This window comes from Vibrio limimangrovi (assembly GCF_054064025.1).
Map to the genome: position 1 here is coordinate 110,001 of NZ_JBSUGF010000007.1, position 23,104 is coordinate 133,104.

The following is a 23,104-nucleotide window of genomic DNA, read 5'->3' on the forward strand; positions in this document are numbered from 1 at the left end:
TTTTATACCTAAGATTTTTGTTCCCGAAGTGGACAACTAACAAGTTGTGATAACATGTTGTTAGTTTAACCTTGGGTCCACAGCATGCACATACAAATAGAGTATCTTTCTTTACTTCAGCATAAGGCACATCGATCTTTTCAGCGTATCGGCGTTGTTATACAAGGCGACTCCGTTTGGCAAGATGCGCTTATTACAGAGTTTTATCAAACTCAGAAAGACCTGTGTTGGTTTTGTGTCGGTGAATGGTCATTAGACAATGCATGTTGCGTTTCTGCGAAACAAGGAAATATGTTGCTCGGCAGAGAGTGTGATGTTTTGCTCTTTGATGTACGTACAAGCTTTGATGCGAATAGCTTTACCGCTGCACTTGGTTCATTAGTTGGTGGTGGCCTTCTTATTGCCGTGGTCGGGAAAGAAGAGACTGCAAACTACGCAGAACAATGGATGAGGTCTCAGTGGCAAAAATTGCTTGTTGTAGAACAAGACAAAGCACTACCTGAACTGCCTAATCTTCCTCTCACCGATAAAAATACCCAGTACACGCAGCAAGAGCATGCTGTTGCTGCCGTTGAAAAAGTAGTGACAGGTCATCGTAAGCGACCTTTAGTGTTAACTGCAGACCGTGGCCGAGGGAAAAGCAGTGCACTTGGTATTGCATGTGCGAATTTATTAGCAGAGAAACCGCTTCGAGTATTCATTACTGCGCCGTCTCTAAAAGCCGTAGAACCTGTTTTTGAACACGCACAACGCGTACTGAATTGTGGTAAACGGCTGGGTAAAGACCGATTTGAAACCGGGCAGGGCAGCATTCATTTTATTGCACCGGATGAACTTCTGGCTTCCACTCCGGAATGCGACCTACTACTTATCGATGAGGCGGCAGCCATCCCAGTTCCAATGTTAAAGCAGATAACTGAGCATTATCACCGTCTCGTATTTTCTAGTACGATTCATGGTTATGAAGGCTGCGGAAGAGGGTTTACTCTCAAGTTTGTCGAATGGTTGAAAGAGCAAAGACCCGGTATGAAAACCTGCCATTTGCAACAACCCATACGTTGGAGTGATAGCGATTTTCTGGAGTCATGGCTGTATGACACCTTTCTGTTAGACGCTGAACTTGATAGTCCGCCTACCGTATTGGGCGAGAGTGTTCAATTAAACCATATCGCCAAGCAAGAACTGTTGTCTAATCCCGACTTACTACGCGAGTGTTTTGCGTTATTAGTTAATGCCCATTATCAAACATCACCGAATGATTTGTTACACCTTCTAAAAGACGAATGCAGTGCCATCTATGTCGCAACCTCCAACAATCATCGCATTGGAGTGTTGCTTACTGTCACTGAGGGGCGTTTAGACGAAAGCATGATTGGCGATATCCAACTTGGTAAACGTCGTCCACCTGGTCATTTGGTACCCGTCACCATCATTAATCAGTTGGGGATGCCGAACGTCGGGCACCTTGCTACATTGCGAATCATGCGTATAGCCGTTCATCCGGAGTTACAACGTAAAGGCGTTGGTCAGAAAATACTGAATCAACTTGAGCAGTCGTTACCAGCCTATATCTCTTATCTCTCCACCAGCTTTGGTTTGACTGAGGAGCTTTACCATTTTTGGCAAAGTCTAGGTTATCAGCCGATCCGTCTCGGCACAAAGCGCGATGCAGCAAGTGGATGTTACTCCTTGTTGATGGCCAGGCAGCTAGCAGATAAACCGCAAACTTGGATTGATGAAGCGGAAAAACTTTGCCGAGAATTTCTTCTTTTGAGTGCTTCTCAAATTTACCCGAAACTTGAGCCTGCGTTATATCGGTGCGTGATGTCAGATCACGTTTCGATTACGTCGCTTCACATCAGCCAACTTACTCTAATTCAAAATTATGCATCGGGAGGAGGGAACTATGAATCGGCTTTTGTTTGTCTCCAGCATTGGCTGCTGAATAACGGGTTAGCATCGGTTTCAGACTTAATCATTTGCAAACTATTTTTAAATCAAGACTGGGAGTTCTGCGCCAAAGAGTTTGGTCTGACAGGACGTAAACAAGTAGATCAAGAAATTCGACAGGAAGTCCAACGACTTTGGAATCAATTTACACTGTAAAACCAGTTGTGGTGTAATTTACACTGTAAATAATCAAGAGAAGAAAAAGGGAGTTTACACTGTAAATTCCCTTTTTCTTTCCCGCATCTAAATTGAGTTTCCATTTTTAGACTAAAAATTTTATTAGGGCGAGTGGGAATTTGAATCCACACTTTACAGTGTAAACTGGCCAATTCATCTCTACAAAGTAGCGCTACTTTAAAATCACAACGCGACCACCGACTCCGACTACAAAAATTAAAATTCAGGTTCGTGTTGCAACAAGGCAATGATAGCCGGAAGGTATTTCTCTATTGTTAAGTCAGAAGAGACGGCAGGCAGTTCGAGAGTAATACAAGGTAGTCCTTGTTCGCTGCACCAGGTGCCAAATGAACCTGGGGTTTCGTAATCCACATCTTCGACCAAAGGTAAATCGAATTGGCTACCTAGCCATTTTGCCAGCTCAGAATGGTGGGGATCATCAACAAAGGCAAGAGGTTCGTGGAAAGAGACGACAAACTTAGGTCGTCGTTCTTCGATAAGATTGATCAGTGCTGCCACTTCAGGTTCACGTTGTTCTGCTTTACCCGTTTTCACTTTCACATCTCGTACTGGGGTATGAGAGCTCCAGCGGTACACTGTGCCATGTGCAGTCCAGTTTTTCGTCGGAAACGCTCGATTGAGATCTACCTGATTGGCATTGGCTCTGGTACCAAGTTGGTTGCCATCAGGATTCATGGATAATACGACATCATGGCGTAAACTGTTTAAGGGCAGTGTTCTTAGAGCGCATGATAATCCAGTAATTGATGCCGTTTCATCGCCGTGTGTACCTGCTAAAATTAACCCACGAGATGCGCTTTCTACCTGAGCTGGGAAGTAAAGCAAAGGCGCGCCAAGGACCGATTTTCCGAAGGTTTGTGGCGTAATTAAAAATGCAGCTCTTTCCGTTCTTGGAATTAGACTCACCATAATCTCCTGATAGATGGAGTAATATTATTTAACTACTTAGATAAACCGAACAGTTTCACTTCGTCAACGGTTATATTGTTAATTGTGGCATTTGCTTCAAAAGACATGTTAGGAGAACTCAAACGATATGGATTTTAAAAAACAATCGACTGCATTAATTATTTCTTCACTTTTAACTCCATTTTTTTCCACTATTGTACTTGCAGAATCACTGCCAGACGGCGTTCAACTTGCTGCTGAGCAATATTTGGTTCGCGCCAATGATGCTGAAGCGGCGACCTTAGATCCGGCCAAAGCGGAAGGTATGCCAGAAATGCACATACTGCGCGATTTATTTGAAGGCCTGGTGATTCAGGATCGAGATGGCAATATTATTCCTGGCGTAGCGGAATCGTGGGAAACAAAAGATAACCAAACCTTTATTTTTCACCTTCGTCACAATGCCAAATGGTCCAACGGCGATCCGGTGACGGCGGATGATTTTGTTTATGCCTTGAGACGCGCAGTTGATCCACAATTGGCTTCGCCGAATGTTTGGTATCTCAAGATGACTAGCATCAAAAATATTGGTGACATTTCTGAAGGTAAAAAACCTGTTGAAGATTTAGGTATCACCGCACCAGACAAATATACGCTGCGTTTTGAGTTGGATAGCAAAGTCCCTTATTTTGTCGCGATGACGGGTCACACATCGATGATGCCAGTACATAAAGATACGGTGGAAAATAGCGCTAAGCCGTGGAGCGATCCAAAACAGTTTGTCGGCAACGGCGCATTTATCCTTGATAAATGGGTTGTGAATGAGCGCATCGAATTGGTTAAGAACCCAAATTACTGGGACGCTGACAATACGCAACTCACTCAGGTGACATACATCCCTTTTGAAAACCAAAACGCCTCGATTAACCGCTATGTGGTTGGTGAAGTGGATATTACGTCTGATGTACCCACTCATTTGGCACAAAAGCTTGAGCAAGAATATCAGGATGCGTACACGGTTGTACCGCTCTTATGTACTTACTACTATGCATTCAACACCACTCGTCCTCCGTTTGATGATGCAAGAGTTCGTCGAGCCGTTTCTTATTCGATAATGCGAGATGTGATTACTGACGGTGTCACTCAAGTTGGCAACTTGCCTGCTTACACATTCGCTCATCAATATACGGCGGGCTTTGAAGCGACACAGCCAGAGTACAGTCACTGGACACAGCAACAGCGCGATGAGAAAGCTCGTCAGCTATTAGAAGAGGCGGGGTACGGCAAAGATAAGCCACTGGATTTCAAACTCCTGTACAACACCAGTGAATCCAACAAAGCGATTGCAGTCGCTATTGCATCGATGCTGAGTGAAAATCTCAATGCCAACGTTGAGTTAGAAAATCAGGAATGGAAGTCTTATCTGGTGTCGCGTAAGCAAGGTGATTTCGATGTGATGCGGGCTTCGTGGTGTGGTGATTATAACGAAGCGTCTACGTTCTTAAGTTTGCTGCGTTCTGATTCATCAGGAAACTTCGCGCGCTACAACAGCAAGGAATACGATCAGGCCATGGAAAATGCGCTTGCGACTACAGACGAGAAACAGCGTCAAAGTTACTATGATAAAGCAGAGCAATTAATCGCTGCTGATGTACCGATCGCACCGATTTATTATTACATGCAGGCTCGACTTGTACGTCCTAACGTAGGTGGCTTTGCTAAAAATAATGTAGAAGGGCGAATTTACTCAAAGGACCTTTACATCAAGAAGTAATCCAGAATAAACACAACGCACCTAAACGATATCTAGAGAGGTGTTTACCACACCTAAAACGAAGTTGAGTTCAGTGGCCAGTTCCGCTATTCAGCCTAGGTAACGCTGATTCAGATAAAGAAAAGCCGATGTAAAAACATCGGCTTAATCTTAATATTGAGGTTATTTTTTTCTTCGGGTGTAAAGTCGAGAAGTCGATTTACTTGCTAGGGGTTTTGTTTTTGCCAGTTTTAGTACCGCTTTCTGTAATATTTGATTGTTCGGGTAGGTGATCAAGTTGCCGTTATCGTGCTTAATCAAAACATGGAACATGCTGATTTCTTGAATCTCCCCACAGATGTCTTCATCTTTGTCTACGACTTTTATTCGGTCGCCCACACGATAAGGAAAGACAAAAAATATCAGAAAGCTGGCGGTGATATTGCTCAGGATTGACCATTGGGCGATGAACGCGACACCTAATACTGCAAAAATAGACGACAAAAACAGTGAGACATCTCCATAGCCAATGCCAGTGACTATCGCGAAGATGGATGCGGTCAGAAATAGCAGAGCGACATTGAAACAGCGCTGAATAAAGCTCAGACGTGCTTTCTTAACGCCTTTCGATGATGCCAGATTGATGATGGCACGATTGGCGATTCTTTTCACGATCCGGTAAGCGATAAGGACCATGACGCCCATCAACACTTTATACCCGAGAGAGCCTTCGTTGAAATACTGGCTCAGTTGCTCTAATTGGATCCAATCATTCATTTCTTTAACTCGATGATTTTACGAAACGGCTGTTATAGCTGATTTTTCTCGCTAAGTAATCACAATTTTTTAACTCATGCCAGTTTCACAAGGGCGCTGGATGATACTTGACCAGTCTCTCATATCTGAAATTGCACCAAATGAAACGCATCCTGGAAGCATCGCTGGGTTTCTATCCTGCTAAGCTAAAGGTGATAACTGTAACGCTTCTATATCTAAAGAGGCGCGATATTACCAACATCACAAGCCGAGGTTTGGAATCACATGGGTGGGATGGAAGAAGATGAAAAGGCGATCATGATACTGGTTGTGATCGTGGGTTTAGTGCTTATATGGGTATTCTTAGAAGAGTTTAACTATTTAGGGTTCAGATGAAATTAACCCCGTTTTCACGGGGCTAGATTGATACACTTAGTGTTCGTCAACTGACTGCGCGTACTTTACCTTGTTTTAAGTCGTTCAACACTTGTGCCTTTGGCCCGTCAGCGATGATGCTGCCTTTTTCCATCACGATGATGCGGTCGACAATATCAAGCATGGCTGTTTTGTGGGTGATAAAAATTAATGTTTCACTCGGCTTGAGTTGCGACAGTTGATGCTTGATGTGCATTTCCGAGCGATTATCCATAGCACTGGTTGGCTCATCCATCAGCAGCACAGGTGGTCTGCCTAACAGCGCCCGAGCAATGGTTACTGCTTGACGCTGGCCTCCCGATAGCATTGCTCCACCTTCACCTACCTGGCGCTCTAAGCCCGCAGGATCAGATTGCGTAAATGCGGTGACACCTGCACGGTTGGCGGCATCCATGACATCGCGATCATCGGTTAAAGGTCGTCCCAGAGTGATGTTGTCGCGGATAGATCCAAAAAACAGGTTTGGATCCTGCGGTACGCAGCCGATATTACGACGAATATCGACGTGATGAAGCTGTGCGATATCGGTATCATCAATGCGAACGTGTCCCTCAGTCGGTTGGTATAAGCCCATAATCAGACGCTCTAACGTCGTTTTACCCGAACCAATACGGCCAATGATGGCGACTTTTTCTCCGGGATTAATGGTCAGGCTCAAATCACGAATCGATGCGACGGGAGAATTAGGGTAGTAGAAGGTCACGCGTTCGAGCTCAATTTTGCCCTGCACAATAGGTCGATGAATGTAACGTTTTCCTTCTGCCTGTTCATCAGGCATTTCCATCACCTGATTAATAATGGTCATGGACGATTTAGCCTGATTATAGCGTGTTGATAGTAAAGACAACTGAATCATCGGGCTGATCGCGCGGCCACTCAGCATCGTCGCGGCGATTAACCCACCCATAGTGAGTTCTCCTTCCGCAATCAAATACACACCGAGAATGATCATTCCGACATTACTACTTTGTTGGACAAAACTTGCGGCGTTCTGGATGCTGTCTGTAATACGGCGGCTTTTGATGTTCCAGTTTGCCATGTGCGCAACCGCTTCTTCCCAACGATATTGGAACTGGCTCTGTGCGCTAAGCATTTTTACCGTTTCCAACCCGGCGAGGCTTTCGATTAAATTGGCATATTTCTGAGAAGCAAGTCGAGACCCTTCTTCGATAGATCGTTTCAGTGGTTTTTGAATCAACAGTGAGTGGATAATCAAAATGATCACACCGACCACAGGTACGAAGACGAGATTCCCCGTCATGAGCCAAATAATCACTAAGAATAGTATGGCGAAAGGCAAGTCAATAAGAGCACTTATCGTTGCCGAAGTAAAAAACTCACGAATGGATTCAAACTCTTGTAGATGACGTGCAAAAGCACCAACGGAAGGCGGCTTGGACTCCATTCTGATCCCCATTACTTTGCTGAACAGCTTAGAAGAGATAAGAATGTCTGACTTTTTACCCGCAACATCAATGAAATAGTTTCTTAGAGTTTTGAGAATGAAGTCGAACAGGAAGACGACAAATACACCACTTGCCAGTACCCATAATGTTTCAAACGCAAGGTTTGGTACCACCTTGTCATAAACCAGACGAGTGAACATAGGGGCAGCAATCGCAAAAATATTGATCAGTAGTGAAGCGATAAAAACATCGCGATAAATACGTTTTGACTGCCATATGGTTGACCAAAACCAGTGACCTTCTTTGGTTTTAAGCACTTCGGGGGAACGTTCATCAAAACGAAATTGCTTTTTAACTAAGAAGTAACGACCCGCATATTGTTCGAGTAAGTCTGATAATGCGATGGTAATGGGTACCATACCGCTCTCTAGGGTGGTGATTTCTGCCTCTTGTGCTTCGACATTGAAGCTATTAAGAACGCAGGAGTCTCCACCTTTGAGCACTAATATTGCCGGAAGAATGAGACTGGAGATGTTTTGCAGATCTCCACGGTTTTCTTTGGCAACGAGTCCAGCTCTTTCCGCCGCTCTGGGCAGCAGGAAGGGAGTTAGCTTGCCTTCTGACAACGGAAGGCCGTTAACGAGAGCTTCCGGAGAGTTCGCTAACCCATAATAACGGCTAACGTAGATGAGCGAATTCAGCAACGGGTCTTTCATCGTAGTTAAACCTTTCTATTCTTTGTCGACGATGAATCCTTGGAATACCTCAACAAAATGTTCTGCGAGGAAATCCAACTGGATTTGAGTTTCAATACGGGATGCCACTGTCGTAATCCCCAAGTTATGTGCGGTGCGAGATATCGACGTGAGCGTAAATTTCTGTTTTTCGTCGTGCAAATTGTGAGTAAACAAGTAATCGAGTTTCACGTAGTTTGGACGGAACTCTTGAATGTATTCCAAAGATTGGAAATTGCGTCCGTAGTTATCGACACCGAATATCGCGCCAGCTTGGCGGATGGCATTACACAGCAGAGCCGTGTGGTGAGGATGCTCAATAAAGCATTCTTCCGGAATCTCAAAGTGTAGCTTAGATGCGACCTTTGCGTGTTTTTCCAGCATACTCGTGGTCCAACGAATAAATGAAGGCTGCGACAAGCTGCTCTGAGCAATGTTGATCGCGACAGGATCCGTCAGTTCTTCACGCTCTAACATGTTGATTATGGATTCGATGACGTATTGATCAAAAATATTGGTGGCTTCTAACTGTTCCAGGGCAAACAAGTATTGGTTCGCGCGGTAGGTCTCCCCCTCTTTTTCAATGCTAGAAAAGACCTCGCTATGGAAAACTTTACCCCAAGCATTCTTGGCTGCCTGGAATCGGAAATGAACCCAGTCACTGTGAATCGCTTCTTCGACCAATGCTTTCCATTGCTGTTTACCCATTAGGTTCGATGGCGTATCGCTGCCGATAAAACCATAAGGCTTATCCGGCTCGGCTTTCGCTTTGGATAGCGCGTTATCGACCATAGAGAGGATTTCAGAGTGCGTTTTCTGCTCTTTGCTGTGAGCAACACCCAGTGCCGCTTTCGGTTTAGCGAGCCCTGTCGGGTCTGTGTTTAACCCATTTACACAGTTGACGATACTGTCAGCCATAATGCGTAGTTCGCTTTCATCCATATGTGGGAAAAGCAGACCGAATTCATCACTGGAAAGACGAGCAATCGTTGCTCCCGGAACATCAATAGTATTTTTAAGTCGCAGAGCGAGTTCTTTCACGTGGGCATCAGCACGTTGGTAGTCTTTGGTCTCGTAAATGTCACCAATGTATTCGGCATGGAGTAGCGCGATACCCCCTTGCGTTTCCTCGGCCAGCCATTGATCCACCTGGTTCATGTAGAACGAGCGATTGCCTAATTTGGAAATAGGATCGAGGTAAGCCTGAGCTCTTAAACGTTGTGCTTCTTTAGCCTGTTCTTTAAATGACAGCTCAATTTGCGCTGACATCGTATTGATGCCATCGACAACTGCAATCAGGTCTTTGGTCTTAGGGCGAGTGAGTGGCTCACCGAACTGATTATTCGCGATGTCTTGCATCTTGTTCACGATTGCCGCCAGCGGTCTCAACGAACGACGCAAAATGTATGAAATGGCAATGAGTCCCGCTAAAAAGAGCAGGCTGAACGCGGACAATAGCCCAATGAAACCCTTCCAGAGCTGTTCGTACGCCGCGCCTGGGTGGCTGATAATTTCTACTTCGGCGAGTTGCATCCATCCGCTTGTGACCACACGTTTGTCATGAATCGCTTTAAACAGGTTTAAGTTTATAAACCATTGCGGCACGCTGCTTGGTTTGATTGGGTAAGAGCGCACTATCTGGTAATCAGAATCGAGCGATGTCAGACGGACAACCGAGTAGGTACTGCCATCAAACAATGCGTTGATCACCGACTCAACGGCCACCTTATCTTTGTCTTTTAGATAAGGTGCTAACGCCAGTCCCACGGTATTAATAGTGTTGTTGACCTCTGAACGCTGCTGTTGCTCCAGGCTGGTTCGAGTAGTATTGAATTCGATTACGAATACTGATGCCATCAAGAGTATAAAGACCGTAACCATTCCCACTACTAGCTTCTTATATAGGGTCATGTTTTTCACTCGTCATAGTTAATTTTAGGTTTTTTTAATTGCAACTTACGTTCGCGCGAGCGTAAGTCATTCCAAAGGCTCAAACGTGAGGATTTGCCTGCCAGTTCCCCACTTCCAGCGGCAGATTTAATCAACCACAGGTTTGTACCATTAAAACTGTAAATCGGTAGCAAGTCGTGGCGCTTGGAGGCTTGAACAATTTCTGGATTGAGATTGTCGAGTATCAGCGGCTCTGAACTTGCAGTTGGGTAGTAGGCTAATACCATATGAAACTGATTTAATTCTATTGCTTTAACGTATACCAAACGCATCTTAGAGTCAGGTATTCCCAATTCGAGTAATGAGAAATACTTCGCAATGGTGAAATCTTCACAGTCTCCTGCATTACTGCCTAAGAATTCGAGAGGCGTTGCCCAATAGTCCGCTTGCCCCCATAGCCTTCTATCGTCAACGAAATACAGCTGATTAAAAAAGCGGTTAACACCCGAGAGTTTCTCTCGCGTATCCACATTGCTTAGTTGAGTTAGCGTATTTCTCCACGTACTGACACGCACTCCTGCTCGCTGGCCGTACACTGCCGTGACTTTATCGACCCATTGCTGCTCTTCTTTGTTTAACGCGCTACTTTGGAGCGAAAGACAACTTAAGCAAAATAGTAATGTGACTTTACGTATGAAGATGGGTTGCATATTAGATTTACGTCACAAGTGTACTCTTATAGTGAGTTCGTCTGTGAGAAATAATTACTTTTTATTTAACAACTTACAAACTCTACCGTGATGAATTCAGTAAGAACTGCGAGTGCCCGGTGCCGTCTACTCCTTCAAAGAGTTGGTTTTGGCTTTTAAGATAGGTTCAAGCAGGTACTCCAAAACCGTTCTTTTCCCTGTGATGATATCCACCGATGCTGTCATCCCTGGAATAATGGGCAAATCGGCATCCTGACCAAAATTGGTTTTTTCTGTGCGTACACGCACGATATAAAAACTATTGCCTTCGTCATCTTGTGTAGTATCTGCGCTGATGTGTTCCAGTTCTCCCTCTAAACCGCCGTATTTAGTAAAGTCGTAAGCGCTAAACTTCACGATTGCATGTAAGTTAGGACGCAGAAAGGCGATGTCTTTTGGCGCTATTTTGGCTTCAACAAGTAAGGTATCTTCCGTTGGAACAATCTCTACTATGTCCATTCCTGGTTGAATAACTCCTCCTACTGTATTGACGTAAAGCGTTTTGATTTTGCCAGTCACGGGGGAGTTGACGACCGTACGATTAACTCTGTCTTCCAGGCCAACAGCGGATTCTACTAATTCTGAAAGCTGATCTTGAGCATTGTTCAGTTTCTCTTGCTGCTCGGAGCGAAATGATAACGCGGCGTCGATTCGTTTTAACATCGCTTCTCTTAGCGCGGATTTGAGCACGGGAATTTTTAGCTCACTGGAGGTCATTTCACGACGCGTATCGTTGACCTGACGTTGTAGCTTCAAAAGTTCAATGCGAGGTACGACGCCTTCATCTGCCAAAGGTTGGGTAATCTCAAGTTCTTTCCTTGCGTATTGGTAGCTTTGACGCAGGTTGCGCACCCTTGCCTCTATCTCGACGAGATCTTGCTGCTTTTGCTGAACTTGTTGATCAACAACGGAAAGCTGGTTACGCAAATTGTCTAAGTCTTCACGGTATAGGGCTTTTTGACGTTGAGTCAGTTGTGGTTGATTTTCTTCTAATGTTGGTGGAAACGTGAGTTTGCCGTAATCCAGAACGACGCTCTGCCGCCAATTATTAGGATCAAAATCGCGATTGACCTCTACGCTGTTGATTGACGCGGAAAGTTGCAACACGGAGGCAGTTAAGTTCGCGACTTGTTGTTCACGTTCCCGAAAGTCGGAGCGAAATCGGGTGTCGTCGATGAGCAGCAGTTGCTGGCCTTTTTCGACCAGTTGGCCTTCTCTCACCAAAATTTCTTTGACTAAACCGCCTTCGAGGTTTTGTACCACCTGAATCTGTGATGAGGGAATAACTTTGCCTTGACCAACGGTTACCTTATCGATTTTTGCCCAAGACGCCCAACCTATGGCGGCGACAAAAAACAACACCATCACCCATAGCATAAAACGTGCACTATTGGGGGTATTAAGAAGCAAAGCGGCGGTTTTATCGTCGACGAAATCCAATTCCTCAGCGCTGAGTTTGCTGTAATTATCTCGGCTCATCACATTCCCTGATCATAATGGCTGGTTATATCTTAATCTTGTTGTTGTAATCCGTTTATTCTTGCTTGTATAGAGATAAACGGTGAAGAGGGAAAATGCTCCCCTTGTTATCACCTAACTTTCTGTCGTCATTTCTCGTGGCACTGGCGGTGATATGCTCTTTATTGTGCTTTGAACTTTGATTTATCCAACTGATGTTTTTTTAGTTTATCGTACAAGGTCTTGCGTGATACCTGTAATTCTAGTTGAACCTCTTTGAGTCTGCCTCTGTGCCGTTGCAAAGCATCAAATAATAGGCAGTATTCAAAGTGTTCTGTGCGTTGCGTCATACTCTGAATTTCGATGCTTTTTTCACTGTTCCAATCTTCCATGCGAAATGTATCGGATCTGAGTGCTCGTAGTTCAGCAAATTGACGCAGTTGAGTGATGTTTTCTGGCCAGGATAATTCCGAGATACGTTTTACTTCATCCAAACTGATATGCGGAGGCTGAAGTTGGTAACGACTTGCCGCATGTCGCACGAAGTGTTTGTACAGTGGACCAATATCTTCTTTTCGTTCATCCAGTGGAGGTAAGTGAATCAGCGTGGCGATGGCTTTTACGCCAGGCTCTACTTTGGTGACCGCCCCGAAGACGCGTTCTAGTTTGGGGTGCGCAAACACACGTTGCCATTGCTCCATAGAGATGTTCTCGGCACTATGCAAATACAGGCTACAGTGGCTTTTGCCATCCGTTAAATGGTGAATGGTTTTGTCCAAAGCTTCTACAGAGAGCTCGTATAGATCTTCTCCCGATGCCGCTATCAATTCGCTATCGGCTGTCGCATGTATATCATGAGCAAATTGTGTCGCAAGTCTGCGGCCGGTGCCTTCCTGGCCGACGAATATTAATGGCTGGCTGGTTGGTGCGCTGATGAGTAAGCGACGAATATTGACCATGGATTTACTGTGGCCGATCATTTTAGGGCCAACATGAGTTTGCATGTCGAGCTCTTTCTTCAGCCAAATATTTTCTTGCAAGAGATTCAGTTTGTCGCCAGCGTTATTGAGCGATTTCATCAGTTGCTCCGTTGAAAACGGCTTTTCTAGGAAATCGTACGCACCACTCTTCATTGCTTCGACGGCCGTTTTTACATCTCCGTGTCCCGTTAACACAATAAATTGAAAGTGGTTATTCTTGTTCCGTAATGTGCGCATAAACTCCAGACCATCCATGACGGGCATATGGATATCCGTGATGACAATAGCAGGGGCGTTGGGGTCGATCACGCGTAAAGCTTCCACCGCATTGGGAAAGCAGGTGACTTCGATACCTTCGATAAGCAGAGCCTGAGCTACTGCATCACGAATGTGGGGTTCATCATCGACGAAGAAGACTGAGTTATGCATCATCGTTTTCCATTATTTGGTTGGGTTTGTACTGATTTGCCATAGGTATGGTCACCACAAAGGTCATTCCTCCGGTCTTGTTCGACTGGCTGCTTTGATGATTGAATGCACTAAGTGATCCTTGATAGCTTTCTAAAATACGTTTCGAGATGGTCAAACCGAGCCCCAATCCTTCTGGTTTGGTAGTGAAAAATGGGTCAAAAACTTGGGCTAATGCCTTGTCGGACATGCCTGGACCATTATCGGAGATGAGAATGTCGCAGTTAGTGTCATCACATTGAACGGCGATGGATATTTGCGGATCAATACCGTATCCATCCATTGCCTGCGCCGCATTGTGAAAGATATTAATCAATACTTGCTCTAACTCAACACTGTGAATGGCCAATCTCAAACTGCGATCAATATCGGGGACTTTCAATGTGACGCCCTGCTTGATCAACTTACTGCTTAATATGCTGGTGGCGTTGTGCACCGCGTCGTGCAGTATCGACACTTCATTGTGAGGATTGTTCTCCGTTTTGCGAGTAAAGACTTTGAGTCGTGCAATCACTTCTGAAATGGTGTCATTTAATAACAGCATTTTGTCTAAATTGTCTGCAACCATTGGGTAGCGTTCCATGCTCAGTAAACGCTGCGAATTCTCGGTGTAAGTTCTTAATGCCGCGAGGGGTTGGTTTATCTCGTGATTGATGCTGGCGGACAGCTCTCCTAATAACGCCAGTTTTGCCGCTTGTGTCAGTTCCTGCTGTGTTTGTTTTAGCTGTTGCTGGCTTAGTTCATACTGGCGAATGGTTTGTTGCAGCTTGTGGTTGGCTTCGCTCAATACAACCGTTCTTTGCACCACTTTTTCTTCCAAACTGACATTGAGGTTGGCCAGACTGGCTTTGTTTACCAGCATTTGAAACCAGGCGAGCGCTATCAAAGCGATCAGAGCGTACAAAATCAAATAAACGACATCAGCCTGAATAACTGCAGCCAGAACTGTATTTTGAGGGATTAGAGCGATGACACGAAAGCCTTTGTCCAGCAATTGAGTGGCATAGGCAAGGTAATTTGGCGATATCAAAAGTTGATTATCAGAAAAGTCAGATGCATGGCTCTGTACGGTAATCTCGCCGTTATATTCCGGTAGTGTATCGCCATATTGTCTGGTTTGCGTGAGCTGGTAGATGGCTGCTGCAGACAAAGGAAACAGGGCTTTATAGCGCCATTCCGACAAGTTACTCATGAACACGACGTTATGCTTGTCCGCGATCAGTACGTCCGTGCCGTTTTGAGCCAGACGCTGCTCCAGCTGTTCCAGGTTTACTTTGACAGTAATAACCCCCAAGACCTTTTCATTAGCCCAAAGCGGTGAAGAAAAAAAGTAACCGCGTTTATTGGATCGCACACCCAATCCCACATATTGTGATGTTTCACCGCGTTTGGCATGTTGAAAATAGGGACGAAAACTAAAATTGGAACCGACAAAAGAATCGGATTGCTGGTAGTTGCTTGATGCAATGACTAATCCGGTACTGTCTTGGACATAAATCGTGTCCGCTAAGCTTTGTTTTAGCCAGTTGGCCAGCAACTGATTGAGGTCATCTGAAGGCGTTCCTTGTTCCACTGCTTGTAATAAGCGTGGATCATGACTCAAAAGGTTGGGAATTTGCTCAAACTTAGCCAGCTCGTAATCGACTTCTTGCGATACCAGTGATGCTTGGTTTTCGAGTTTGTGTTGCCACTGATCATGTTGATACTCCGTTGCGTAATGATGGGTAAGGGCGAGCCCTGTAATACCGATAGCAAACAATAGCAATAAAAAGTGGCGCAGTGCTTTGGGATTGAGTAAGTTCACGTGTGGCTGACCTGATGTAACGTATACCCTATTCGGGGAACGAGAGTGATTGTGGTTATCAGACGCGGCAATGATGGTTGAATCTTAATCATTACTTAGCCTCGGTCTAATCGCAGAGACAAGGTCATGGATTACGCATCTAGACGTCACTTGAGGTTTATATTATCAGAAGGTATCTGATGATGCTGTGAGGTGCAGCGATTACGAGACATAAGCATTGATGTCCTTGTATTTCCTTATTATCGAGAGCACAATCGACAAAAAATAGTGAAGGAGTAAAGATGGAACTTGCTGATATTCGTCGTGAATACACCAAAGGTGGTTTGCGTCGTAAAGATTTAAAAGCTGATCCTATCGATCAATTTAACTTGTGGTTGAAGCAAGCTGTTGAAGCAGGTCTCTCTGATCCTACGGCGATGACGGTTGCAACCGTGGATGAAAATGGCATGCCGTTTCAACGTATTGTTCTGCTGAAAAATGTCGATCAAAATGGATTTGTATTTTATACCAACCTAGGTAGCCGTAAGGCGCAGCAGCTTGAGCACAATAGCAACATCAGCTTGCATTTTCCCTGGCATCCACTAGAACGACAAGTTCACATCACTGGCGTTGCGGAAAAGCTTACCGCGATGGAGAACATGAAGTACTTCACTTCTCGCCCTAAAGAGAGCCAATTGGCTGCGATAGCCAGTAAGCAAAGTAGCCGAATTTCGGCTCGTGGTGTATTGGAAGGAAAGTTCCTCGAGCTGAAGCAGAAGTTTGCCAAAGGTGAAATTCCAGTGCCGTCATTCTGGGGTGGCTTTCGCGTTAAACCTCAAAGCATTGAATTTTGGCAAGGTGGCGAGCACCGTCTGCATGATCGCTTCTTGTTCTCGCAACATGACGGTAAGTGGGACATCGACCGCTTGGCTCCGTAACTGATTCTGAATAGAACGATAGAATATTGAAACACCGCCAATATGGCGGTGTTTTGTTTTGAACTTCTTAACGATCACCGTTGAGCACAACGGACAACTGATGTTTGAGTAACGTCTTCGGTACGATAGAGCCGTATCCCGCTTCCATGGCCTTATCGATCAACTCATTTTTACTGTTTGCCCGAAATTTATTCCGCAAACGGGCGACATGCCCTTCGACGGTTTTGGTTGAGATCCCCATAACCTGAGAAATGTACTGTGGTTTCTTGCCATAAAGTAACAAAAAGAGTGTTTCCTGCTCGCGGATGGTTAACTTCTCTGGCTTGGGGTTCAGATTTGAAAAACGGAATATTGATTGCTGATTGGGGGCGACATCAACAGCCCGGCAAACCCAGTAACCCACTTCGATAACGGCTGTGTCGGTCAGTTCTCTTCCGTAAAAGATGGTGCCAAGAATATTGCCCTGTTCATCTTTCCAAGGGGTTTTAGTGAAAATATGGGCGCGCCAGCGTCCGTCAGGATAAGGGTGAATATCAAGGATCTTCAACGATTGGCCTGTTTGCAAAACATATTTATCCTGGCGTTGAAATTCTTGAGCACACTCTATGGTCGGGCTAGGCATCTCAAAGTCAGTTTTGCCGATACACTCTTCAGGTGTGGCATAGCCTATCAACTCGGCGTATTCCTGATTCACATAACGAAATACGGAATCTTTATCTTTGCATCCCCAACAACCTGGTAGCTGTCGAAGGAGTGACTGTTCTATGGTATTGATTGGAATATTCACTAGAGACTCTTTGCTTGCGAAATTGTAAGTCAATTAACTCACATCTTTGATTTTTGTTTATTGTCACCAAGAGCTACCTTGATCATGCTTTCGAAAAGTTCGCGGCGCGTTGGTAGTGAGTTCAGCTTGATTAAGATTACTCTGAGTGATGGATGACGCAAGAATACCGTTACGTGGCCGATATAATATCAGCTTATGCCATTGCTTTCATTTGGATAAACCAAAAAAAAGCCAGCCTGAAGACGGGCTGGCAACACAAGACAAAATCTTGTTGACGTGTAGAAGAGGTTCTAAATCACGTAGCGAGGGTCTGCTAAGTAAATTAGAGGTACCTATAAGATACCGGGAGACTCAGGGGGTATCTTCCTAAATCTCTCGGACTAATGTATTGAATCAATAGAATATAAGTAAGGGGGGAAATCCCTCTAAGTAAAGGCGATTCAATTTGTTCTATTTGATCGAAGCACAAGACTTTACAAAGCCACTACAGCGTTTATCAGTAAACAAGCAGTGAATGGTTCTCAACGATCTTTGCAAAGCGTGAGTGCTTAGTTGGTTGGTGGTTCCTATCTGTCCGTTTTTGTTAATAAAATTGGTTTGCCGTTAACCGTAGTTTAATCTCGCATGATCATCGTTCCGGAACGATGATCATGAAATACGCGTTGATCATGTTGATTTGATCTTGTGCAATTGGTCAGGGGATGATTTGCAAGCAACCAGAGAAGGTATATCATGCCGGATGTAAGCCGTATGCTTAGATAATTGTGTGAAAAGATGGATTCAGTTAACCCGAAAGCCCCGCTATATAAAGAAAGTATGCAACCTCGTCCTGCAGAACTGATCACGCTCCCATCCTACATGGAATGCCATGATCATTCTTACACGCAGATCGTGATTGGCTTAAAAGGTCAGGCTGAATTTGAAGTCCGTGGACAAGGTAATTTAGTCGGCCCGGGTCAGGGATGCGTGGTAACCGCATGCTCTGATCATGCTTTCGGTGGTGTGATAAATCAGTCGGATATTCTGGTGCTCAATATGCCTAAACCGACTAACGATGATCCGGAAATACTTGATAAAATCAATAATCTAGAGCGCTCGCATTTGTATTTTAAACTGGATAGTCAAATTCAGAAGCTGATCCAGATGCTCGTTCAGGAGATGCGCAGTTTCCCGGATGATCTTTTGCTCAGCCGAGCGTGTAACGATACGGTCATTGCTTTGATGCAGCGCCATATTTCTGCATTTGAAACCAGTCGCAAAGAATCTCGTTTTGATCTTGAAGCGATTGATCGCTATATCGAAAAGCATTTGAGCCACAAGATCAGTGTCGCACAGCTCGCTGGGCGAGTATTTCTGGGTGAAAGTCAGTTCCACTGTATGTTCAAAGAACAGATGGGCATAACACCACATCAATATGTTTTAGGCAAACGCATCGACATGTCAAGGGAACTGATTAAGCAGGGCAATCTCTCTCTTGGCCAAATCGCCGAATTTACCGGCTTCTCGAATCAGAGCACGTTCACTCACACGTTTACTCGCCTACAGGGTTTGTCTCCATCTCAATATAAGAAACAAGTTGGGTAGAGTCAGAAAATTCTTTTTAAGACCATGTTTATAGCATGGTCTTGTGTCGGGAATTTTGTGATAAAAATCTATTTCTTCTTAATTTTTAGTCAATTTTCGCATTAAATCGTTAGTCCTTCCTAAGTTATCTCACCAACGACGTTAAAGAGCGGATAATGTTATTGATATCGTTTGATTTTTGTTGTTAAAAAACCAGATAAATTAAAAGATACAACACAAAATATTATCTATTTGAGTGTGATTGTGTGGATGTTTTGTTATAAAAGCGAGTTTTTCGCAAAAATGCCGTAGTTTTTGACAAGTATTCTTGTCGGCCTCAAAATACACTGCCAGCCATTGATGATCCTCGAAGCGGTTTTCGAGGAGTGAGATTGAGGAATACACATGTTTACAGCTACAAACGTGTTGACACCGGAGTTTATTGAGCAGCCGCTTGATAAGTTGTGGTCACTGATCTCGCCATTGTATATGGTGGACGAGTCTCAATGGCTAGAGCAATTATTGCCGCTAGCGACGCCGACTGAGGAACAAAAATCGGCGATCACTATCCAAACGACCCAGCTTATCGAAGCCATTCGTGCCGATAAGAAGTCAATTCAGATGATTGATGCCCTGTTGCTGGAATACAGCTTAGATACACAAGAAGGTATCTTGTTGATGTGTCTTGCAGAAGCATTGATGCGTATTCCTGATTCTGCAACGGCTGACGCGTTGATCAAAGACAAGCTAAGTGTTGCAGACTGGAAATCTCACCTGAAAAACTCGGATTCTGTGTTTGTAAATGCATCCACATGGGGTTTGATGTTAACCGGGAAAGTGATTGGTCTTGGTGAAAAAGGCAGCCAGAGCCCAAGTCAGGCTGTAAACCGTCTGGTAAACAAATTCTCTGAACCTGTGATCCGCAAAGCCATGTATCAGGCAATGAAGATCATGGGTCACCAGTTTGTTCGTGGCCGCACGATTGAAGAAGCGCAGAAAAATGGTCGTCCAATGCGCGACAAAGGCTTTACCTACTCATTTGATATGTTGGGTGAAGCGGCGCTAACGACAGCGGATGCGAACAAATACTTCAAAGACTATCTAATGGCGATCGAAGCGGTAGGCCGAGAGACTTACGGCAACGACACCAGCCCTGCACCTTCTGTTTCCATCAAGCTATCTGCATTGCACCCTCGTTACGAAGTGGCAAATGAAGAACGTGTGATGACCGAACTGTACGACACGTTAATGCAGTTGCTAAAACGCGCAATCGAAGTCGGCGTTGCCATCACTGTCGATGCGGAAGAAGCTGACCGTCTCGAGCTTTCTCTCAAGCTGTTTGAGAAAATCTACCGCAGCGATCTTGTGAAAGGCTGGGGTAAATTTGGTCTTGTGGTTCAGGCGTACTCAAAACGTGCTCTACCAGTGCTTGTGTGGCTGAATGCTCTAGCAAAAGAGCAGGGCGATCTTATCCCATTGCGTCTGGTTAAAGGTGCTTACTGGGATAGCGAAATTAAATGGTCTCAACAAGCGGGCTACGAAAACTACCCAGTTTATACGCGTAAAGAAGCGACGGATGTAGCCTACCTTGCTTGTGCTCGTTTCCTATTGAGCGAAGGTGTGCGTGGCAATATCTTCCCACAATTTGCGAGTCACAATGCTCACACCGTAACGGCGATTGCGGTTATGGCTCAGCACAAAGACTACGAGTTCCAGCGTCTGCATGGCATGGGTGATTCTCTTTATAACCATGTGATGGCTAAGTACGGTCAACCAGTGCGAATCTACGCGCCAGTTGGCAGCCATGCGGATCTGCTTCCTTATCTGGTTCGTCGCCTGTTAGAAAACGGTGCGAACAGTTCGTTTGTACACCGTCTGGTTGATGCTCGTTGCCCAATTTATGAGTTGACGCACCATCCAGTGGATATGTTGAAGAGCTTCAGTACTCTGAACAACGAGAAGATTCCGTTGCCATCGGGAATTTTCTCTGAGCGTAAGAACTCCTACGGCGTCAACATTGATATTGAGAGCGAAGCAACACCATTTGAGACCCAAGTTGAACGTTTCCTAAACAATCAATGGACGGCAGGCCCTGTGATCAACGGTGAGTCTTTTGCCGAAAGCATGATCAAGGATAACGTGGCAGAGATCGTTACCGCACCGTACGATCGCCGTATTGAAGCAGGTAAAGTGGCTTTTGCTACTCTTGATCATGTTTCCGCAGCAATTCAAGCAGCGCAGAATGCTTTCCCTGAGTGGACAGGTACTGCGATTGAGCAGAAAGCGCAGTGTTTAGATAAGCTTGCTGACTTAATGGAAGAGAACCTTGCTGAGTTGGTGGCTATTTGTCACAAGGAAGCGGGTAAGACGATTCACGACAGTATCGATGAAGTTCGTGAAGCGGTGGATTTCTGTCGTTACTACGCGAAGCAAGCACAAAATCTACAACCCTTCGAGCTAGAAGGCTTTCATGGTGTTAAACGTATTTCGAGCCGTGAAGGTTTGGGTGTGTTTGTTTGTATTAGCCCATGGAACTTCCCTCTGGCGATTTTCCTTGGCCAGGTTACAGCGGCATTGGTTGCGGGTAACACTGTGGTTGCGAAACCAGCAGAACAAACCAGCTTAATCGCAGCTCGTGCGATTGAACTAATGCTAGAGGCCGGTTTCCCGGCAGGTGCCATTCAGTTGCTTCCTGGTCGTGGTGGTGAAATTGGTCATGCACTGACTTCTCACGATGCGATCGCGGGTGTGGCATTTACCGGTTCTACGGCAACAGCGCAGCGTATCAACGTGACGTTGGCAGAGCGTACTGCGAAACCAGTACCGTTTATCGCAGAAACTGGTGGCCAAAACGCGATGATCGTAGACAGTACTGCTCTGCCTGAGCAGGTGGTTCGTGATGTGATTCGTTCTGCATTTGCCTCTGCGGGTCAGCGCTGTTCTGCGCTGCGTGTACTGTTCGTACAGGAAGAGGTAGCAGGTCGTATCATCAACCTAATCCAAGGTGCGATGAAAGAGCTGTATGTTGGCTTGCCATATCTGCACAAAACCGATGTTGGTCCGGTTATCGACCAAAATGCGAAGCAAAAACTCCTGGCTCACATTGAGCATATGAGCAAGACGCAAACTAAAGTTGCTGAGTTGCAACTGGATGAAGCGTGTCAGTACGGTGATTTTGTGTCACCAAGTGCGTTCGAAATCTCAGGTATCGATGTTCTTAAAGAAGAGCAATTTGGCCCGATTCTGCATATTGTTCGTTTTAAAGCATCAGAGCTACCAAATGTAGTAGAGCAGATCAACCAAACGGGTTTTGGCCTGACTATGGGGATCCATAGCCGTAACGAAACGACATACCGTTGGATTGAAAAACACGCACGAGTAGGTAACTGCTACATCAACCGAGATCAAGTTGGTGCGGTGGTTGGCGTTCAGCCATTCGGTGGTCAGGGACTGTCTGGTACTGGCCCGAAAGCTGGTGGTCCACACTACCTGTACCGCTTTACTCAACAAACTTTTTCTCAACGAACAGTTGCTCAACAAATAATTGCTCAAGCAGATAACGCATAAGGAGTCGCATTATGGTTCATCAGATCACATATTTTAAAGATGCATTTTCTGCGTGGGAACAGTGGAATCTGACTGATTTTGATTACAAATGTGAGCACGCGCTGGCATTTAAATCTGCACTGGAAGTGAAAAATTCGGTTGTTGCAAAAGTGGTTTCTTTTCACTTGCAACAAGCATCGGCTCTTCTTGCAGAGTCTCATCTGTTAGTCGGACCTACGGGCGAAACTAACGAATTGTATACCGCTGGTCGTGGTGTGGCTTTGGTGATTTGTGAAAACAACACCGCTAACACTGCAAACGCTTTATACAGTGCTTTTGCGATGATCACCTGTGCCCTGATTGCAGGAAACAGCGTTGTAATTTGCAGTGACAATACAGAGCTAAACCAATTGGTTACGCAAGCTGTGTCGTCAGCAAACTTCCCATCTAATCTAGTCCAGGTCGTTGCGTACGATGCGTCAGCCGCATTACTTGAGAGTGATGTACGTAGTGTGGGTTATGTTGGGCATTCTCAGGTTGAGCACGCGCTCAATCTTCAACTGGCTAAGCGCGATGGTGCCATCGTTGGCTTAGTTTCTGAAACGGATTTAGAGTCAGCTAAACTGGCTCACGATCCTCATCTGTCGTTGCGCTTTATTACTGAGCGTACTCGAACGATAAATATTACCGCGGTGGGTGGTAACGCGACTCTACTTGAGTTGGGGAACGAGGCTCACTAAACCTGACTTGCGAAACCAATCTGGATCATCAGCCGGAAAGCTGACCAGATTGGTCTCTTTTACTTTGACGCATTGCTGAGAC

At 45.2% G+C, this 23,104-nt stretch carries 15 protein-coding genes; 6 read left to right on the forward strand and 9 right to left on the reverse strand.

Annotated elements, in window-relative coordinates; genetic code table 11:
- The first annotated feature begins 84 nt into the window (after positions 1-84).
- Complete coding sequence (locus ACWYU8_RS08335; RefSeq protein WP_457518820.1) at positions 85-2,106, forward strand: tRNA(Met) cytidine acetyltransferase TmcA; 2,022 nt, start codon at positions 85-87, stop codon at positions 2,104-2,106.
- Positions 2,107-2,343: 237 nt separating this feature from the next.
- On the opposite strand, the gene mpaA is transcribed toward ACWYU8_RS08335, so the two are convergent.
- Complete coding sequence (mpaA, locus tag ACWYU8_RS08340; protein WP_457519563.1) at positions 2,344-3,054, reverse strand: murein tripeptide amidase MpaA; 711 nt, start codon at positions 3,052-3,054, stop codon at positions 2,344-2,346.
- 130 nt (positions 3,055-3,184) lie between these two features.
- Here mpaA and ACWYU8_RS08345 point away from each other — a divergent pair, with 130 nt between their 5' ends.
- Positions 3,185-4,810 (forward strand): ABC transporter substrate-binding protein, encoded by a 1,626-nt coding sequence (locus tag ACWYU8_RS08345; RefSeq protein ID WP_457518822.1) that lies wholly within the window; start codon positions 3,185-3,187, stop codon positions 4,808-4,810.
- Positions 4,811-4,972: 162 nt separating this feature from the next.
- On the opposite strand, the gene ACWYU8_RS08350 is transcribed toward ACWYU8_RS08345, so the two are convergent.
- From ACWYU8_RS08350 to ACWYU8_RS08380, 7 genes are all read right to left on the reverse strand, one after another.
- On the reverse strand, positions 4,973-5,566 hold the full coding sequence (locus ACWYU8_RS08350; protein ID WP_457518824.1) for a mechanosensitive ion channel domain-containing protein: 594 nt from the start codon (positions 5,564-5,566) through the stop codon (positions 4,973-4,975).
- A 421-nt stretch (positions 5,567-5,987) separates the two neighbouring features.
- The gene (locus tag ACWYU8_RS08355) at positions 5,988-8,102 is read right to left on the reverse strand and encodes a type I secretion system permease/ATPase (RefSeq protein WP_457518825.1); all 2,115 of its coding nucleotides are present in this window, start codon (positions 8,100-8,102) and stop codon (positions 5,988-5,990) included.
- Positions 8,103-8,117: 15 nt separating this feature from the next.
- Positions 8,118-10,031, reverse strand: a complete 1,914-nt coding sequence (locus ACWYU8_RS08360; protein ID WP_457518826.1) for a bifunctional diguanylate cyclase/phosphodiesterase — start codon at positions 10,029-10,031, stop codon at positions 8,118-8,120.
- 5 nt (positions 10,032-10,036) lie between these two features.
- Complete coding sequence (locus tag ACWYU8_RS08365; RefSeq protein ID WP_457518828.1) at positions 10,037-10,720, reverse strand: transglutaminase-like cysteine peptidase; 684 nt, start codon at positions 10,718-10,720, stop codon at positions 10,037-10,039.
- 126 nt (positions 10,721-10,846) lie between these two features.
- Entirely contained in the window at positions 10,847-12,238 is a 1,392-nt protein-coding gene (locus tag ACWYU8_RS08370) for an HlyD family type I secretion periplasmic adaptor subunit (protein ID WP_457518830.1), read from the reverse strand.
- A gap of 161 nt (positions 12,239-12,399) precedes the next feature.
- Positions 12,400-13,626: a sigma-54-dependent transcriptional regulator gene (locus ACWYU8_RS08375; protein ID WP_457519564.1), complete on the reverse strand. Its 1,227-nt coding sequence runs from the start codon at positions 13,624-13,626 to the stop codon at positions 12,400-12,402.
- Positions 13,619-15,469, reverse strand: coding sequence for a sensor histidine kinase (locus ACWYU8_RS08380; RefSeq protein WP_457518832.1), 1,851 nt, complete (start codon positions 15,467-15,469; stop codon positions 13,619-13,621). Before ACWYU8_RS08380 ends, ACWYU8_RS08375 begins: the two co-directional genes overlap by 8 nt.
- A gap of 281 nt (positions 15,470-15,750) precedes the next feature.
- Here ACWYU8_RS08380 and pdxH point away from each other — a divergent pair, with 281 nt between their 5' ends.
- A complete protein-coding gene (gene pdxH, locus ACWYU8_RS08385) occupies positions 15,751-16,386 on the forward strand; it encodes a pyridoxamine 5'-phosphate oxidase (RefSeq protein ID WP_457518834.1) in 636 nt (211 codons plus the stop codon).
- Between the two features lie 67 nt (positions 16,387-16,453).
- Here the strand turns inward: pdxH and ACWYU8_RS08390 are convergent, their stop codons facing one another.
- Complete coding sequence (locus ACWYU8_RS08390; protein WP_457518836.1) at positions 16,454-17,173, reverse strand: helix-turn-helix transcriptional regulator; 720 nt, start codon at positions 17,171-17,173, stop codon at positions 16,454-16,456.
- Between the two features lie 774 nt (positions 17,174-17,947).
- Between ACWYU8_RS08390 and ACWYU8_RS08395 the strand changes: the two genes are divergently transcribed.
- The 3 genes from ACWYU8_RS08395 to ACWYU8_RS08405 all read left to right on the forward strand — a co-directional run bounded on the left by ACWYU8_RS08395 (position 17,948) and on the right by ACWYU8_RS08405 (position 23,022).
- Positions 17,948-18,757 carry an AraC family transcriptional regulator gene (locus ACWYU8_RS08395; RefSeq protein ID WP_457518838.1) on the forward strand — a complete coding sequence of 270 codons (810 nt, stop codon included), beginning with the start codon at positions 17,948-17,950 and terminating at the stop codon, positions 18,755-18,757.
- A 384-nt stretch (positions 18,758-19,141) separates the two neighbouring features.
- Positions 19,142-22,303 carry a bifunctional proline dehydrogenase/L-glutamate gamma-semialdehyde dehydrogenase PutA gene (putA, locus tag ACWYU8_RS08400; RefSeq protein ID WP_457518840.1) on the forward strand — a complete coding sequence of 1,054 codons (3,162 nt, stop codon included), beginning with the start codon at positions 19,142-19,144 and terminating at the stop codon, positions 22,301-22,303.
- 11 nt (positions 22,304-22,314) lie between these two features.
- The gene (locus ACWYU8_RS08405) at positions 22,315-23,022 is read left to right on the forward strand and encodes a 1-pyrroline-5-carboxylate dehydrogenase (protein WP_457518842.1); all 708 of its coding nucleotides are present in this window, start codon (positions 22,315-22,317) and stop codon (positions 23,020-23,022) included.
- The last annotated feature ends 82 nt before the right edge of the window (positions 23,023-23,104 follow it).

Excerpts from the sequence above, each read along its gene's own strand:
- ACWYU8_RS08335 (WP_457518820.1), top strand. The coding sequence starts at position 85 with ATGCACATACAAATAGAGTATCTTTCTTTACTTCAGCATAAGGCACAT.
- ACWYU8_RS08345 (WP_457518822.1), top strand. The coding sequence starts at position 3,185 with ATGGATTTTAAAAAACAATCGACTGCATTAATTATTTCTTCACTTTTA.
- ACWYU8_RS08350 (WP_457518824.1), bottom strand. The coding sequence starts at position 5,566 with ATGAATGATTGGATCCAATTAGAGCAACTGAGCCAGTATTTCAACGAA.
- ACWYU8_RS08355 (WP_457518825.1), bottom strand. The coding sequence starts at position 8,102 with ATGAAAGACCCGTTGCTGAATTCGCTCATCTACGTTAGCCGTTATTAT.
- ACWYU8_RS08360 (WP_457518826.1), bottom strand. The coding sequence starts at position 10,031 with ATGACCCTATATAAGAAGCTAGTAGTGGGAATGGTTACGGTCTTTATA.
- ACWYU8_RS08365 (WP_457518828.1), bottom strand. The coding sequence starts at position 10,720 with ATGCAACCCATCTTCATACGTAAAGTCACATTACTATTTTGCTTAAGT.
- ACWYU8_RS08370 (WP_457518830.1), bottom strand. The coding sequence starts at position 12,238 with ATGAGCCGAGATAATTACAGCAAACTCAGCGCTGAGGAATTGGATTTC.
- ACWYU8_RS08375 (WP_457519564.1), bottom strand. The coding sequence starts at position 13,626 with ATGCATAACTCAGTCTTCTTCGTCGATGATGAACCCCACATTCGTGAT.
- pdxH (WP_457518834.1), top strand. The coding sequence starts at position 15,751 with ATGGAACTTGCTGATATTCGTCGTGAATACACCAAAGGTGGTTTGCGT.
- ACWYU8_RS08395 (WP_457518838.1), top strand. The coding sequence starts at position 17,948 with ATGGATTCAGTTAACCCGAAAGCCCCGCTATATAAAGAAAGTATGCAA.
- putA (WP_457518840.1), top strand. The coding sequence starts at position 19,142 with ATGTTTACAGCTACAAACGTGTTGACACCGGAGTTTATTGAGCAGCCG.
- ACWYU8_RS08405 (WP_457518842.1), top strand. The coding sequence starts at position 22,315 with ATGGTTCATCAGATCACATATTTTAAAGATGCATTTTCTGCGTGGGAA.